The organism is Streptomyces dioscori (assembly GCF_003024195.1).
GTDB lineage: Bacteria > Actinomycetota > Actinomycetes > Streptomycetales > Streptomycetaceae > Streptomyces > Streptomyces dioscori.
In genome coordinates, this window is the sequence record NZ_KZ679054.1 from 78,986 (window position 1) to 94,772 (window position 15,787).

Genomic DNA, 15,787 nt, shown 5'->3' on the forward strand with positions numbered 1-15,787 from the left:
CCGTGACGTCTTGAGAGGCGCTGCCGTGAACACCTCCGTGAACACCTCCGTGAACTCCCCCGTGGACCCCTTCGTCGGGACCGCCCCCACCGCCGTCCCCGCGGCCCTGCGCAAGCTGTACTTCGTGCGCTTCGCCTTCGCCGCGGTGTGGGCCGCCCTGCTGTTCGCGACCGCCGACACGCTGGGGCCGGTGAGCGTGACGCTGCTGGTGATCTACCCCCTGTTCGACGTGGCGGCGGCGGTCGTCGACCTCCGGGCCGCGCGGGCCGACGGCGGCAGGGCTCCGGCGCTGCTCGTGAACATCGTGATCAGCTCCCTGACGGTCATCGGGCTCGCCGTCGCCGCCACGTCCGGCATCCCGGCCGTGCTGCGGGTCTGGGGAGCGTGGGCCGTCGTCTCGGGCGTCGTGCAGCTCGTCGCGGGCGCCCTGCGCCGGAAGCTGGGCGGTCAGTGGCCGATGATCGTCAGCGGCGCCATCTCGACCCTCGCCGGCTCGTCCTTCATCGCCTCCGCCGCCGGCGACGACGCCTCGCTGTCGAGCCTCGCCGGTTACGCCTTCCTCGGCGGCCTCTTCTTCCTCGCCTCGGCGCTGCGCCTGGGCCGCGCCCGCGACGCGGTGTGACCTCGTCCGCGTCGGCCGAGAGGCCATGAGGTTCGCGAGGTCCATGAGGTTCGCGAGGCCCATGAGGTTCGCGAGAGGGCGGTTCGGGGGCCGCGAGAAGACGGTGTGGGGCCGCTTGCGGGTCGCGCGGCCTTCGTCACGGCAGCCACTTGAGTCACAGGCCGGGTAATAAGTAATCTGCCCACATGGCCCTTACGTTCGAGCTCGACCCCTCCATCGGCCCCGCCCTGCGGGACGGCATCACCGACCTGTGGGCCGACGTGTCCAACGCGGGCGGCTCCGTCGGCTTCGTACCGCCCGTCTCGCGCGAGACCGTACGGCCCGAGCTCGTGAAGCACTTCGTCGCGATGGCCGAGGGCCGCACCCGGCTCCTGATCGGCCGCGACGAGGACGGAACCGTCGCCGCGACCGCCTTCCTCACCCGCAACACCCACCGCCTGATGACGCACTGGCTGTGGCTGTACACGGTGATGGTGCACCCGAGGCACCAGGGCAAGGGTTACGGCCGTGACCTGCTCACGGCCGCCGCCGACGCCGCCCGGAGTCTCGACGGCATAGAGGCGATACGGCTGACCTGCCGGGGCGGTGAGGGCCTGGAGCGGTTCTACGGATCGTGCGGCTACAAGGAGGTCGGCCGCGTACCGGACGCGATCAGGGTGTCGCCGGGCGACGACCGCGACGACATCACGATGCTGCTGTCACTGGGCCGCCTCGACTGACACCGCCGACTGATCCGCCGACTGACACCGGCGACCTACACCGGCGGGGCCGCGGACCCCCGACACCCCCCTACAAGATCGCGGCCCGCGCGTGCTTCACTGGACGGTGCCCTTTGGGAACGTTCGGAACGGGAAGAGTGGATTGAGATGCTCCGCTACACACTGATGCGCCTGGGGATCTTCGTGGGCTGCCTCGTGGTCGTCTGGGGCCTCGTCTACTCCGGCGTCGCCCCGCGCGGCCTCGGCGACTCGAACGGCATGTGGGTCGTCATGCTCGCCCTGGTCGTCTCGGCGCCCATCAGCTTCGTGGTCCTGCGCAAGGAACGCGACCGCGCCTCGGTGCAGGTCGTCCAGCGCGTCGACCGTATGAAGTCCAACCTGGAGGCGAACCGCAACCAGGAGGACGAGGCGGCCGACGCGGCAACGGGCAACGTGTCCGGCGAAACGCCGAGCGAGGTGCCCGGCGACGTGTCCGGCGCCCGGAGCCGGACGGCCTGAAGGCGACGGCGGGCCGCGTCCCGGCCCCGCCGCCACCGCACCTCGCCCCGGCGTGACCGCCGGCAGAACATACTCTTTCCTGTATGGGTGCAGTGAAGAGCAAGCGGATGCCCCGTGCCGTGCGCGAACAGCAGATGCTGGACGCCGCCGTACGGACCTTCGGGCAGCGGGGCTACCGAGCCGCCTCGATGGACGAGATCGCCGATCTGGCGGGCGTGTCCAAGCCGTTGGTCTACCTGTACCTGAACAGCAAGGAAGACCTCTTCACCGCGTGCATCCGGCGTGAGGCCGCCGCCCTGACCGCGGCCGTACGCGCCGGAGTCCGGCCCGATCTGCCCGCCGACCGCCAACTCTGGGAAGGCCTGCGGGCGTTCTTCACGCACACCGCGCAGAACCCGGACGGCTGGGCGGTGCTGCACCGTCAGGCGCGTACGCACGGGGAGCCGTTCGCCGCCGAGATCACGTCGATGCGTGAGGAGATCGTGGCGTTCGTCACCCAGCTGATCGTGGTCGCCGCACGGGAGGCCCACCGCAACCCCTCACTGCCCGAACGCGAGGTCGCGGGCCTCGCGGAAGCGCTCGTCGGCGCCGCGGAATCCCTCGCCGCCTGGGCCAACGCCACTCCCGGGGTCTCCGCCCGGCAGGCCGCCGCGACCCTGATGAACTTCGCGTGGGCGGGCTTGGGCGACCTGATGGAGGGCCAGCCGTGGGAGGAAGCCCCGGAGACCGCCGGGGCTCCGAAGGGCGCCTCGGCTCCGGCGGACGCGGCGCCCTGATCAGGTCAGGCGAGCGGGAGCACTTCCCCCGTCAGATGCAGTCGGCCGCCGTCGGCCCCGCGCAGCTCGAAACGGCTGCTCCTCGCCCCGTACGACACCGTCCCCGGCAGCAGCACCGGCGCCTTGAACTCCGCCCGTACGCGGACCGCTTGGGGTGTCCCGCGCCCGGCGAGGCAGCGCGCCACGGTCCACATGCCGTGCGCGACGGTCCGGGGGAAGCCGAACATGCGGGCGGTGAGGGGGTGGAGGTGGATCGGGTTGCGGTCCCCGGACGCGGAGCCGTACCGCCGCCCGACGTCCTCCGCGAGACGCCACTCGGCGAGCACGGGCAGCGGCTTGCGCTCCGCCGCGGCGGCCTGTCCGCGGAGCCGTCCCGCGACGGCCTGCTCGGCGACGCTTCCCGCTGCCGCGGGCTCGACGGCGTGCCGTGCCAGATAGGTACTGCGTGACTCCCACACGAGGTCGCCGGCCGCGCGCACCTCGGTCGTGACGACGGCCTCGGTCCCGCGCCTGTGAGGCACCAAGTCATCAACTGCCACGGCGAGTTCGTACTCCCCGGTGGCCGTGAGCGCCCGGTGCTGGGTGATCCCGATGGACGTGTGCACCAGCCCGAGCAGTGGCAGCGGGAACGTCCGCGCGCTCATCAGCCGCATGGCTGCCGGGAAGCCGAGAACGTGCGGGTAGGTCGGGGGCAGCTCGTCCGCCCCCACCCCGAAGCCGCAGGCCCGCTCGTACGCGGCGAGTCTGCCCAGGTCGACCCGGACGCCGGGCAGTACCAGCCGGGCACGGGGTGCGGTGACCCCGGTCCGGGGCCGCTTGAACGGGGAGAGCACCGCTCCCCGGGCCAGCAGGGGCCACAGCGCCGGCGACCGCCCGAGGGTACGCGTCCGCGTCCCAGTCCCAGTCCCACTGCTCCCGACACCCACAAGCTCACCCATCTCCAACTCTCCTCCTCCACAACAGCCCGTACTCACGGTCCGCTCCCGGGCGCGCCCCGGTGGGGGCGGGCCGCGCAGTTCCCCGCGCCCCCAAAACAAGGGCTGCGCCCTTGAGGGGCGCGGGGAACGGCGCGCCCAGCCACGACGCACCCGCACCCGGCAGCGGCGCTTTCAGGGGGCGCGGGGAACGGCGCAACCAGCCACAGCGCACCCGCACCGGGCAACGGCGCTTTTAAGGGGCGCGGGGAACTGCGCGACAAGCCCCCACCGGGCCCGCACCCGACGACGACCCCCGACCCGCCCCGCGCCGCAGGCATCCGCAGGCATCCGCAGGCACCCGTTCACGCCCCCAACAAGCTCTGCCCACACACCCGCACGACCTGTCCATTGACCGCCCCGGATCCCGGACCCGCGAACCACGCCGTCGTCTCGGCGACATCCGCCGGCAGCCCGCCCTGGGAGAGGGAGTTCATCCGCCGCCCCGCCTCCCGGATGAACAGCGGCACCGCGGCCGTCATCCGCGTCTCGATGAACCCGGGCGCGACCGCGTTCACGGTCACGCCGTACTCCGACAGCGCCCGCGGCCCGAGCGCCCGTACGAGCCCCACGATCCCCGCCTTGGACGCCGCGTAGTTCGTCTGGCCGGCGTTCCCCGCGATTCCGGCGATGGACGCGGTGGCCACGATCCGCCCGCCCGCCCGCAGCGTGCCGCCGGTCAGCAGCGCGTCGGTCGTGCGCAGCACACTCGCGAGGTTGACGTCGAGCACCGAACTCCACCGCTCGGCGGGCATGTTGACCAGTCGCCGGTCCCGCGTGATGCCCGCGTTGTGGACGAGCACGTCCAGCCCTTCGGGGAGCGCGTCGGCGATCCGCGCCCCCGCGTCGTCCGCCGTGATGTCGAGCGGGAGCGCGACCCCGTCGAGCCGCCGGGCGGCCGCGGCCAGGTCGGCCCCGGCGGCGGGCACGTCCAGGCACACGACTCGCGCCCCGTCCCGCGCGAGCGTCGCGGCGACGGCTTCGCCGATCCCGCGCGCGGCCCCGGTGACCAGCGCGGTCCGCCCGGCGAGCGGCTTTCTCCAGTCCGCGGGCGCCCCGTTCCCGGTCTCGCCGTCGCCGATCTCGACGACCTGTCCGCTGACGTACGCCGACCGGGGCGAGAGCAGGAACCGGAACGTCGACTCGGCGGCACGCGCGTCCGTGAGCCGTACGAGATTGACGGTCCTGCCCCGCCCGATCTCCTTGCCGAGGGACCGTACGAACCCTTCGAGGCCTTGCTGCACGGCGGCCTGGTGGTGGTCGGCGGGGTCCGTGGGCGAGCCGAGCACCACGATCCGCCCGCTGGCGGCGACCGACCGGACGACGGGGTGGAGGGCCGCGTGCACCTCGGCGAGCGTGTCGACGTCACGGACTCCGGTGGCGTCGAGGACGACGGCGACCGGGTTCTCCGTGCCCAGGTCCAGCGCCGAGCCGGCCGGTACGAGGTCCAGGTCCAGTCCCGCGAGCGCGAGGACGGGCGCGAGGTCGAGGTCGGACCTGCCCGCCGTGAGGTGCATCAACCGGCCCTGCAGGGAGGGTTGTTCGGCGCTCCACCGCCGTAGTCGCGCCGGCTGGGGCAGGCCGAGCCGCCGGGTCAGGAAGCGGCCGGGCGCGGTGCCGGTGAGGCTCAGATAGCGGTCGGCCATGGTTCAGCTCCCAGCTCGGTCGGATGCGCTCGGGCGCAGGCTCGCGCGGGCGCCCCCTCCTTGCTTACTCTGGAGTAAGGTTACCCGAGGTAATGCTACGTCACCGTGAGGGAGCAGGTCGAGATGAGCCCCGTCGAACCCAGTCGCGCACCCCGGCCGCTCCGCGCCGTCGACCCCGTTCCCGAGGCCGGATCCGTCCCCGCGGGCGGCCCCATTCCCGCCGCCGGATCCGTCTCCGCAGCCGGGCCCGCCCCCGCCGGCGGCCCCCTCCCTGCGCCGGGCCTCCGTATGCCGGGCCTCCGTATGCCGGAGCCGCGCCGCGTCGCGGTCGTCGGCGGTACGCGCATCCCCTTCGCCCGCTCGGACGGCCCGTACGCCGCTGCCTCGAACCAGGAGATGCTGACTGCGGCCCTCGACGGCCTCGTGGACCGTTACGGGCTCGAAGGGCCGGGCGCGGTGGGGGAGTTGGTGGCCGGTGCCGTCCTCAAGCACAGCCGCGACTTCAACCTCGCGCGCGAGACCGTGCTCGGTTCACGGCTCGACGCCCGCACCCCCGCGTACGACATCCAGCAGGCCTGCGGCACCGGCCTCCAGGCCGTGATCGCGGCGGCCAACAAGATCACGCTGGGGCAGACCGAGTCCGCCGTCGCGGGCGGCGCGGACACGGCCAGCGACGCCCCGCTCGGCGTCAACGACCAGCTGCGGCGCATCCTCCTGGAGGTCCGGCGCGCGAAGTCGGCGGGTGCCCGGCTGAAGGCGCTCACCCGCGTCCGCCCCGGCCACCTCGTCCCGGAGATCCCGCGCAACGCGGAGCCGCGTACCGGACTGTCGATGGGCGAGCACGCGGCTGTCACCGCCCGGACGTGGGCCGTCACCCGCGAGGCGCAGGACGAACTGGCGGCGGCCAGCCACCGACGGCTCGCCGCCGCCTACGAACGCGGCCTCTTCGACGACCTGGTCGTGCCCTTCCGGGGGCTGGCGCGGGACCAGAACCTCCGCCCCGGCTCGACGGTCGCCGAACTGGGCAGGCTGAAGCCCGTGTTCGGCATACAGGGTCCCAACCCCACCATGACGGCGGGCAATTCGACGCCCCTGACCGACGGCGCGGCCACCGTGCTCCTCGCGAGCGACGCGTGGGCGGCGGAGCGCGGCCTGACTCCCCTCGCGTATCTGACGGCGTACGGGACGGCGGCCGTCGACTTCGTGGCGGGGGACGTGGCCGGCGGGGAGGACGGGCTGCTCATGGCGCCCGCCCACGCGGTCCCGCGCATGCTGGAACGGGTCGGACTCGGCCTCGACGACTTCGACTTCGTCGAGGTGCACGAGGCGTTCGCGTCCCAGGTGCTCGCCACCCTGGCGGCCTGGGAGAAGCAGGGCCTGGGCCAGGTCGACCGGGCCCGCCTCAACGTGGCGGGCTCGTCCCTGGCGACCGGCCACCCCTTCGCGGCCACCGGGGCGAGGATCGTGGCGACCCTGGCGAAGCTGCTGGCGGAGCGGCGGAGCCCCGGCCGCGGCCTGATCTCGATCTGCGCGGCGGGCGGCCAGGGTGTGACGGCGATCCTCGAACGCCCGTGACCCGGCCGGGCGCACGACGATCCGCACGATTCCTCGTGCGCCCCGCCCCTGTGCGACGTCCTTCCATGCCCACACCTTGGGCAAAAGATGAACAGCCGTCCGAACACGCACCAACCTCTCACTCTTATGCACACAAGCCCCCCAGTTTCCCGGGTGAACCTGCCCGTTCACGGGTCCGTAATGGGAGAAGTACGAGAGCAAGGAGCCGCCCGTGTCCCGCGATCCCTCTTCCCGCCCCCAGCCCGCCCTGCCGGAACCCGAGGTCAGGCGGCTGGACGGGGTCGTGCGAGAGGTCTCGGTCCCGCCGCTGATCCTGCCCGTGACGCACGGCTCGCTCGCGGACATCCCGTTCGACAACGCGGACCAGGTGCCGAACGACCCGGTGCTCAGCCGCAAGGGGCCCGACGGCCGCTGGCAGGACGTCACGGCGGCCGAGTTCGCCGACCAGGTGCTCGCGGTCGCGAAGGGGCTGATCGCCGAGGGCCTGATGCCCGGCGACCGGCTCGCGATCATGGCGCGTACGACGTACGAGTGGACGCTGCTGGACTTCGCCGCGTGGGCCGCGGGCCTGGTGACCGTCCCCGTCTACCCGACCTCGTCCGTCTTCCAGACGCGCTGGATCCTCCAGGACTCGGGCGCGGTGGCGATCGCCGTCGAGCATGTGTCGCAGGCCGCCGCGCTCGGCCCCGAACGCGACCGGCTGCCCGACGTACAGCACGTGTGGATCTTCGAGAAGGGGCACACGGACCGGCTCGCCGAGCTGGGCCGGGGCGTCCCCGACCAGGAGGTCGCCGTGCGTCGCGGGGTCCTCGGCCCCGACTCGCTCGCGACGGTCATGTACACCTCCGGCACCACCGGGCGCCCCAAGGGCTGCGCGCTGACCCACGGCAACTTCTTCGCCGAGGTCGACAACGCCGTCGAACTGCTCCACCCCGTCTTCAAGTCCACCTTCAAGGAGCCCGCGTCCACGCTCCTGTACCTCCCGCTCTCGCACGTCTTCGGCAGGATGGTCGCCGTCGCGTGCATGCGCGCCCGGGTCCGGCTCGGCCACGCGCCGAGCATCCGTACGGAGGAACTGCTGACGGACCTCGCGGGCTTCAGCCCGACCTTCCTGCTGGCCATCCCGTACGTGCTGGAGAAGGTCTACAACAGCGGCCGCGCGACCGCCGAGAGGATGGGCCGCGCCGCCTCCTTCGACCGTGCCGCCCGGGTGGCCCGCGGTTACGGGGAGGCGCTGGAGGCCCAGCAGCACGGCACGGGCTCCGGGCCGAGCGCGAAACTCAGAGCGGCCCGCGCCGTCTACGACCCCCTCGTCTACCGCCGTATCCGCGCGGCCCTCGGCGGCAAGGTCCGCCAGGTGGTCTGCGGCGGCTCCCCGCTCGGCCGCCGCCTCGCCTCCTTCTACGCGGGCGCCGGCATCCAGGTGTACGAGGGCTACGGCCTCACCGAGACGACGGCCGCGGCGACCCTCACCTACCCGCACCGGCCGCGCCTCGGCACCGTCGGCTGGCCGCTGCCCGGCACCCGGGTGCGGATAGCGCAGGACGGCGAGGTCCTGCTGAACGGCAACCAGGTGTTCCGCGGCTACTGGGACCCGCAGGCGGGCGGGGTGGTCCCGGCCGCCCAGGACGGCTGGTTCGCCACCGGTGACATCGGCGAGCTGGACGACGACGGCTACCTCACGATCACCGGCCGCAAGCGGGACATCCTGATCACCACCAGCGGCAAGAACGTCGCGCCCGCGCCGCTGGAGGACTGGCTCCGCGCGCATCCCCTCATCAGCCAGTGCGTCGTCATCGGCGACAACCGCCCGTACGTCACCGCGCTGGTCACCCTGGACGGCGAGGGCATGGCCCACTGGTGCCGGATGACCGGCAGGGCGGAGGTCCCGACGGCGACGCTGGCCACCGACCCGGACCTGCTCACCGTCATCCAGCGGGCGATCGACGACGCCAACCGCCTGGTCTCCCGCGCGGAGTCGATCCGCCGCTTCACCGTCCTGCCCCTCAACTTCACGGAGACGGCCGGCCATCTGACCCCGACGATGAAGCTCCGTCGGGCGGTGGTGACCCGGGAGTTCGCCGGGGAGATCGAGACGATGTACGACGGCGCACTCGGCAGCGAGTAGCCGGCCGGGAGGAAGCGCGGGAGCGCGGGAGCGCGTGGGGGAAAAGGCAGGAGCCCCTTCACCTGACGGTGTGGGGCTCCTTGGGTCTTGCTTCTAGGTTCCGGATCAGAGTGCCGGGCTCGGGGAGCCCGGACTCAGCCGAAGGATCAGACGGGGGTGACGTTCTCCGCCTGCGGGCCCTTCGGACCCTGGGTCACGTCGAAGGTAACCGCCTGGTTCTCTTCGAGGGAGCGGAATCCGCTCGCGTTGATCGCGGAGTAGTGGACGAAGACGTCCGGGCCGCCGCCTTCCTGGGCAATGAAACCAAAGCCCTTTTCGGCGTTGAACCACTTCACGGTTCCGGTAGCCATAAGCCCTCCTTGGGCCCAAAGGGTTGCCCTGCTCCAGAACCTGCAAGGTGTAAACAAAAGCTTGAGAACAAAACCTTGTAAACAACTGCATTCGTCTGAAAACGACGAGAGCCCGCGGTCACATGCTCCGCAGGCTCTGTACTGCAAGGGAAACCAAACTGCAACTTGCGGACGACCTTACCCAGGAGGGCAGCCGAAAGCAATAGAGGGCAAGATCACGTCACCCGGAAGTTTGGCGGTCCCGCCAAAGGGGCTGACGTAGCGGTATCACCCGGTGTCACAGGGGTTGACACGGGAGGCGGAGGCGGTTTCGTACTCCACTCGGGCACCCTGGATCCTGCACCGTACCGCATGGGGGTTAGCCTCGCGATGTGGACAATTCTCCTGAGTCTCCCGAGGGGCGTCCCGACGCCCGCCGCTCACGGCCGCGCGTCGGCCACATCCAGTTCCTGAACTGCCTGCCCCTGTACTGGGGGCTCGCGAGAACGGGCACGCTGCTCGACTTCGAGCTCACCAAGGACACCCCGGAGAAGCTCAGCGAGAAGCTCGTACGGGGCGATCTCGACATCGGGCCCATCACTCTCGTCGAGTTCCTCAAGCACGCCGACGAGCTGGTCGCCTTCCCCGACATCGCGGTCGGCTGCGACGGCCCCGTGATGTCCTGCGTGATCGTCTCCCAGGTCCCGCTGGACCAGCTGGACGGCGCCCGGGTCGCTCTCGGTTCGACCTCGCGCACGTCCGTACGCCTCGCGCAGCTCCTCCTGTCGGAGCGGTACGGCGTCGAGCCGTCCTACTACACCTGCCCGCCCGACCTCAGCCTGATGATGCAGGAGGCCGACGCGGCGGTGCTGATCGGCGACGCCGCCCTGCGCGCCAATCTGCTGGACGGCCCGCGCTACGGCCTCCAGGTGCACGACCTCGGCGCCCTCTGGAAGGAGTGGACGGGCCTGCCCTTCGTCTTCGCGGTCTGGGCCGCCCGCCGCGACTACCTGGAACGCGAGCCGGTCCTCACCCGCAAGGTGCACGAGGCCTTCCTCGCCTCCCGCGACCTGTCCCTGGAGGAGGTCGGCAAGGTCGCCGAGCAGGCGGCCCGCTGGGAGGCCTTCGACGAGAAGGTCTTGGAGCGCTACTTCACGACGCTCGACTTCCGCTTCGGCGCTCCGCAGCTGGAGGCGGTCACGGAGTTCGCGCGCCGGGTCGGGCCCACCACCGGTTTCCCGGCGGACGTGAAGGTCGACCTGCTGGAGCCGTGAGCCGCGCCCGGACCCTGAGTGCGCGGGGCGCGCGGCACTACCCTGCAGGAGTGCGTGCGGGTCGTGCGGGTCGTCCGGGTGACGACACCCGAAGGACCTCCGGGGGGACGACACCCGGGGGCCGACAGACATCCGCACACGGGTCTACGGGGGACGGGGGAGGTGCGGGCGCATGCGGCCGCTCGAAGTCGATGAACCCACGGTGGTGGGGCCCTACCGGCTGCTCGGCCGGCTCGGCTCCGGCGGCATGGGCCGCGTCTATCTGGGCCGCAGCGCGGGCGGCCGTACCGTCGCGGTGAAGATCGTGCACCCGCACTTCGCGCTCGACGAGGAGTTCCGCGCCCGGTTCCGCCGCGAGGTGGAGGCGGCCCGGCGGGTGGGCGGCGCGTACACGGCCCCGGTTCTCGACGCCGACCCGGACGCCCCGGTCCCGTGGGTGGCCATCGGCTACGCCGCGGGCCCCACACTGACCGCCGCGGTCACCGACTCCGGCACCCTCGCGGAACACTCCGTACGCGTCCTCGGCGCCGGCCTCGCCGAGGCGCTGACCGCCGTGCACGGCCTGGGCCTGGTCCACCGCGACGTCAAACCGTCGAACGTGCTGCTGACCCTCGACGGACCCCTGCTCATCGACTTCGGCATCGCCCGCGCGACCGACGGCACGGCGTCCCTCACCGCGACGGGCGTCTCCATCGGCTCGCCCGGCTACATGTCACCCGAGCAGATCCTCGGCAAGGGCGTCACCGGCGCGGCCGACGTCTTCTCGCTCGGCGCGGTACTGGCGTACGCGGCGACGGGCTCGTCCCCGTTCCCCGGCGACTCCTCGGCCGCCCTGCTCTACAAGGTGGTCCACGAGGAGCCCGAACTGGGTGCGCTCTCCGGCGGGTTGCGGGAGGTGGTGGCCGGCTGCCTCGCCAAGGACCCGTCGGCCCGTCCCTCCCCGGCGGCCCTCGCGACCGCCTTGGCCCCGGAGGGCGCGGCCCGGCTGGTGGCGGCGGGCTGGCTGCCGGGCCCCCTGGTGGAACAGGTCAGCCGCAGCGCCGTACGCCTGCTGAACCTGGAGGTCGCGGACGGGACGGCGGAGGCGGCACCGTCGGGGGTGGTGGACTTCAGCAGGCCTTCGGTGGACAGCCCGGCAGCGTCAGTGGGCAGTTCCCCGGTGGACGGCCCGTCAGTGAAGAGTGCTTCGGAGGCGAACGCGGCGGGGGAGGGAGAGGCGCCCGGGGTCTTCGGCCCGCCCGACCCCTCGTACGCGTCCTACTCCCCCTCCTCCCCCTCCTCCCCCTCTTCCTCTCTCTCCCCCTCCCCGTACTCGCCCTACGCTCCCGGTGCCCACAACGGGCCGCACACGCCGTACCCGGGCGCCCCCACGTACGTACCGGAACCGCGGGACGCCGACGAGCAGGTCACCCCCGCCGCCGGCAAGGTGTCCGTCAGTGTGGCCGCGACCTCCGTGCCGGGCGCGGGCGGCCGGGGACGCAAGCTGAGCTGCACGGTCGCGCTCGCGGTGGCCGGGGCACTGGCGGCGGTGACGTTCGGCTCGGTGTTCGTGTTCGACCTGCTGCCGGGGACCGGAAACGGCTCCGACGGCAGCAGCGACGCGGGGCCCGCCGGGACACCGCCCGCGGCCAGCGCCGGCCCTTCCTCCGGGAGCAGCGGCACCCCCAGCAGCGGCCCCACCGGCGGCGCGGACAGCGCGGTACCCGCGTCGTACCTCGGCACCTGGGAGGGCGACGGCTTCGCCCTCGACGGCAAACTCCCCATGGGCACGTTCCGGGTGACGGTCGGCCAGGCCGAGAAGGGCGAGCGGCTCGGCACGTTCCGCCAGACCGACCTCATCGGCGGCACCTGCGACACCGACCTCTACCTCAAGAAGGTGACGGCCGGACAGCTGATCGCCACGAGCGTGGCCAAGCCGTCCACCACGTCCGAGTGCACGACGGGCCGCCACGAGGTCCGCCTGATCCCGGTCGGCGACGACCTGCGCTACGAGACGGACAACGCGGAGGCGGGGGATCCGGTGGCCCGGATGTCGAAGGCGGGGTAGCGCGGGGCGCGCGGCGCGCGGGAGAGGCGGGGCCGATCGGCCGCCCGTCCCCGCCTCCCTGCCTCCCCGCCTCCCCGCCTCTCCGCCCACCCCGTCGATCACTACTGTGTCTGCGATAGCGAACGTCAACGGGGAAGGCTCGACCATGGAGACACTGCAGCCCGACGACCCACGGGAGTTGGGCAGCTACCGGTTGCTGGGGAGACTCGGCGCGGGCGGCATGGGGCGGGTCTACCTCGCACGCTCACCGGGTGGCCGCACGGTCGCCGTCAAGGTCGTACGACCGGAGCTGGCCGCCGATCCCGACTTCCGCAGCCGCTTCCAGCACGAGGTCGAGACGGCCCGCGCGGTCTCCGGCCGCTACACGGCCCCGGTCGTGGACGCGGCCCCGGACGCCGCACTGCCCTGGCTTGCGACCGCGTACGTCCTCGGCCCCGATCTGACGGACGTCGTGGAGGCGCACGGCGCGCTCCCCGAGCGGACGGTCCGTGCGCTGGGTGCGGGACTCGCCGCGGCCCTCCAGGAGATCCACGCCGCGGGCCTGATCCACCGCGACCTCAAGCCCTCCAACGTCCTGCTGGCGGCGGACGGCCCGCGTGTCATCGACTTCGGCATCGCGCGGGCGGTGGACGGCAACCGCATGACGCAGACGGGAGTCGTGGTCGGCTCGCCCGGCTTCATGTCGCCCGAGCAGGCCATGGGGCGGGACGTCGGTACCGCCGGTGACGTCTTCTCGCTCGGCGTCGTTCTCGCCTTCGCCGCGACGGGCCGCAGCCCCTTCGGTGAAGGCGCCGCCTCGCACGCCGCGCTGCTCTACCAGGTCGTCCACGGCGAACCGGATGTCACCGGCGTACCGCAGTCCCTCGTCGGCCTGATCCGCGCCTGCCTGCTGAAGGATCCGGCGCAGCGTCCGGCACCCGCCGAGATCGTTGCCGCTCTGGCGCCCGGCGGAGTCGAGGGGCTGCTGACCGACTGGCTGCCGTCGGCGGTCGCCTCGACGATCGCGACGCATGCGGCCGGAATCCTGGACCTGGACCTGGAGATGCCGGAACCGGCGGTACAGGTGGGTTCGGCGGGTTCGGCGGGACCGTTGGGTTTGGTGAGTCCGGCTGGTTCGGCTGGTCCGGTGCAGGCGCCGTCGGCTTCCGGGTTCGGACCGCCGCCGGCGATGCCGGTCGCGGCACCGGGGTACGGACAGGGCGCGCCCGTTACCTCGGGTACCTCGGGTGCCCCTGGTACGCCGCCGTACGGGACCGGTGAGGCCCCCCTCGGCACCGTGCACCTGGGGTCGCCGGACACCGGACCGGGCACGGCCGCCGCTCCGGCCGCGTCCCGCCGACGGTTCCTCGGCCTCGCCGCGGGTGTCGTCGGGGTGGTCGCGGCAGGCGGCGGTACGGCGTGGTGGCTGAGCGGGAAGGACGGCGACGCCGAGAAGGACGGGGCGTCGGCGGCGGCCGGAGGAGGAACGGCCCAGGCGGGGGCGGGGGCGGAGAAGGAGAACTTCACGACACCGCCCGCGGGTACGGCCCCGCAGCCCCTGTGGCACAAGTCCGTCGCCGAGGACAGCATCGCCACGACCGAGCAGTTGCTCACCCATGGCGGGCTGCTGTTCATCAGCGGCGACCCGCTGGTGGCGTACGACGTGAAGTCGGGCAAGCAGCGCTGGTCCCGCAAGGACGTGCTGCCGTTCGGCGCCCCGCTGCTGCTCGCCGACGGCAAGCTGTACATGGCGGACTCGGACACGAGCGGCGTACTCAAGGCGCTCGACGCGACGACGGGCGAGGAAGCCTGGCGCAGCCGTCTCGGCGAGGACCTCAAGGTCGAGAAGACGATCGCGATCGACGCGAAGAACGTCTACGTCACGGTGACCGACTACGCGGACTCCCGCAGCGCCACGGACTTCCGTACGGGCGTCGCGGCCATCAGCCACAGCACGGGCAAGAAGGTGTGGCTGCAGAAGCGCGACTGGGGCACCGACGACTACGACGTCGAGGGCACGGTCTCCGGCAAGCACCTCGTCTACGCGGACTCCAACCGCAACCTCACCGTCCGTGACACGGCCACCGGCACCCAACTGTGGACGAAGAAGATCGGGGACGACTGGACCTGGCGCCCCACGGTCGCCCCGGGCCCAGGCCTCGTCCTCCTCCCCGGCACCACCCTGACGGCGATCGACGTCGAGACGGGCAAGTCCCGCTGGACCCTCTCCCCGAACGGCCGACGCGGCTTCGACAACCCCACGGTCGTCGACGGTGTCCTCTACACCGCCGACCACGACGGCGGCGTATGGGCGGTCGACGTCAAGACCGGCAGGAAACTCTGGCTCTGCGAGGACCCGGGCGCAGACCAGGCGCCCGCCCAGTTCCTCCGGGCGGGCGGCACCCTGTACGGAGCCTCGGCCATGGACGGCGGCGGAGTCTTCGCCCTGGACGCCAGGACCGGCCGGGCGCGATGGGTCTACAACGACAACAAGGACCCGGGAGAACCGTGGCAGATCACGATCTCCGGGAACCGGCTGCTGGCGATGCATGGGTATGAGGTCTATGCGCTGCCTGCGGTATGAGGGACACCAGACAGTTCGTTCCCTCTGGGCAGCGCTGGAGGACAGGCGGCCCCGGAGGACCGGCGAACCCGAGCGATTGCGATGAGCATGTCTGCAGATTCGACGTCAGCGTACGAAGTCCAGTTCACCTGGACGCCTTTTCAGCTTCTCAGCGGCGCGTGGACGAAGCGGCTTGTCGCGTTCCGCGTCGATGAAAGAGGAGTGACCCTGGGGGGTGCGCCCGCCCGGTACGCGAGTCAGACCGCCTTCGTTCCCTGGGGCGATGTCGAAGCGGTGGTGCTGTGGCAGCAGGAGACCTCCGCGCCGACACCGATGCGCTACGTGGGCCTTCGCCGCCGGGCGGGCGCACCTGCTCTGCCCGGTCCCAACTCCGCGCTGACGCGGGAGCGGACCGGCCGGCTGGCGGGCCATGTCGATCACGAGGTCTTCCTCGCGAGCAGGCACATCAACCTGTGGACCCTCGACCGCGAGCGCCTGGCCGAGGCCCTGCGCACGTTCGCTCCGACGGTGGCGGTGGAGGAGAACGGCCAGACCGGCTAGGCCCTGTCGTCAAATTCCCGGCGTCCGCCCGGAGCCCGGCAGGCGAGAATTGGACGACAGGGCCTAGGCCTCCCCGGAATGTGCACAGGCGATGCA

The 15,787-nt window shown here is 72.3% G+C and carries 13 protein-coding genes; 10 read left to right on the forward strand and 3 right to left on the reverse strand.

What is annotated here, in order from left to right:
* Positions 1 to 61: 61 nt before the first annotated feature.
* From C6Y14_RS34800 to C6Y14_RS34815, 4 genes are all read left to right on the forward strand, one after another.
* Positions 62 to 622, forward strand: a complete 561-nt coding sequence (locus C6Y14_RS34800) for a hypothetical protein (RefSeq protein WP_107021007.1) — start codon at positions 62 to 64, stop codon at positions 620 to 622.
* 185 nt (positions 623 to 807) lie between these two features.
* Complete coding sequence (locus C6Y14_RS34805) at positions 808 to 1,341, forward strand: GNAT family N-acetyltransferase (RefSeq protein WP_107020872.1); 534 nt, start codon at positions 808 to 810, stop codon at positions 1,339 to 1,341.
* A 147-nt stretch (positions 1,342 to 1,488) separates the two neighbouring features.
* Positions 1,489 to 1,839, forward strand: a complete 351-nt coding sequence (locus C6Y14_RS34810; protein ID WP_107020873.1) for a DUF4229 domain-containing protein — start codon at positions 1,489 to 1,491, stop codon at positions 1,837 to 1,839.
* An 83-nt stretch (positions 1,840 to 1,922) separates the two neighbouring features.
* The gene (locus C6Y14_RS34815) at positions 1,923 to 2,615 is read left to right on the forward strand and encodes a TetR/AcrR family transcriptional regulator (RefSeq protein ID WP_107020874.1); all 693 of its coding nucleotides are present in this window, start codon (positions 1,923 to 1,925) and stop codon (positions 2,613 to 2,615) included.
* Between the two features lie 5 nt (positions 2,616 to 2,620).
* Here the strand turns inward: C6Y14_RS34815 and C6Y14_RS34820 are convergent, their stop codons facing one another.
* Positions 2,621 to 3,553: a MaoC/PaaZ C-terminal domain-containing protein gene (locus tag C6Y14_RS34820; RefSeq protein ID WP_107020875.1), complete on the reverse strand. Its 933-nt coding sequence runs from the start codon at positions 3,551 to 3,553 to the stop codon at positions 2,621 to 2,623.
* 341 nt (positions 3,554 to 3,894) lie between these two features.
* Complete coding sequence (locus C6Y14_RS34825) at positions 3,895 to 5,235, reverse strand: 3-oxoacyl-ACP reductase (protein ID WP_107020876.1); 1,341 nt, start codon at positions 5,233 to 5,235, stop codon at positions 3,895 to 3,897.
* Between the two features lie 288 nt (positions 5,236 to 5,523).
* Here C6Y14_RS34825 and C6Y14_RS34830 point away from each other — a divergent pair, with 288 nt between their 5' ends.
* On the forward strand, positions 5,524 to 6,810 hold the full coding sequence (locus tag C6Y14_RS34830) for an acetyl-CoA C-acetyltransferase (RefSeq protein ID WP_107021008.1): 1,287 nt from the start codon (positions 5,524 to 5,526) through the stop codon (positions 6,808 to 6,810).
* Between the two features lie 211 nt (positions 6,811 to 7,021).
* Positions 7,022 to 8,938, forward strand: coding sequence for an AMP-dependent synthetase/ligase (locus C6Y14_RS34835; protein WP_107020877.1), 1,917 nt, complete (start codon positions 7,022 to 7,024; stop codon positions 8,936 to 8,938).
* A 146-nt stretch (positions 8,939 to 9,084) separates the two neighbouring features.
* On the opposite strand, the gene C6Y14_RS34840 is transcribed toward C6Y14_RS34835, so the two are convergent.
* A complete protein-coding gene (locus C6Y14_RS34840) occupies positions 9,085 to 9,288 on the reverse strand; it encodes a cold-shock protein (RefSeq protein ID WP_033319512.1) in 204 nt (67 codons plus the stop codon).
* 371 nt (positions 9,289 to 9,659) lie between these two features.
* Here C6Y14_RS34840 and C6Y14_RS34845 point away from each other — a divergent pair, with 371 nt between their 5' ends.
* The 4 genes from C6Y14_RS34845 to C6Y14_RS34860 all read left to right on the forward strand — a co-directional run bounded on the left by C6Y14_RS34845 (position 9,660) and on the right by C6Y14_RS34860 (position 15,691).
* Positions 9,660 to 10,541, forward strand: a complete 882-nt coding sequence (locus C6Y14_RS34845) for a menaquinone biosynthetic enzyme MqnA/MqnD family protein (RefSeq protein WP_107020878.1) — start codon at positions 9,660 to 9,662, stop codon at positions 10,539 to 10,541.
* A gap of 172 nt (positions 10,542 to 10,713) precedes the next feature.
* Positions 10,714 to 12,588 carry a serine/threonine-protein kinase gene (locus C6Y14_RS34850; RefSeq protein WP_107020879.1) on the forward strand — a complete coding sequence of 625 codons (1,875 nt, stop codon included), beginning with the start codon at positions 10,714 to 10,716 and terminating at the stop codon, positions 12,586 to 12,588.
* A gap of 145 nt (positions 12,589 to 12,733) precedes the next feature.
* Positions 12,734 to 15,151: a serine/threonine-protein kinase gene (locus C6Y14_RS34855; RefSeq protein ID WP_107020880.1), complete on the forward strand. Its 2,418-nt coding sequence runs from the start codon at positions 12,734 to 12,736 to the stop codon at positions 15,149 to 15,151.
* A gap of 201 nt (positions 15,152 to 15,352) precedes the next feature.
* Positions 15,353 to 15,691, forward strand: a complete 339-nt coding sequence (locus C6Y14_RS34860; protein WP_225891432.1) for a hypothetical protein — start codon at positions 15,353 to 15,355, stop codon at positions 15,689 to 15,691.
* The last annotated feature ends 96 nt before the right edge of the window (positions 15,692 to 15,787 follow it).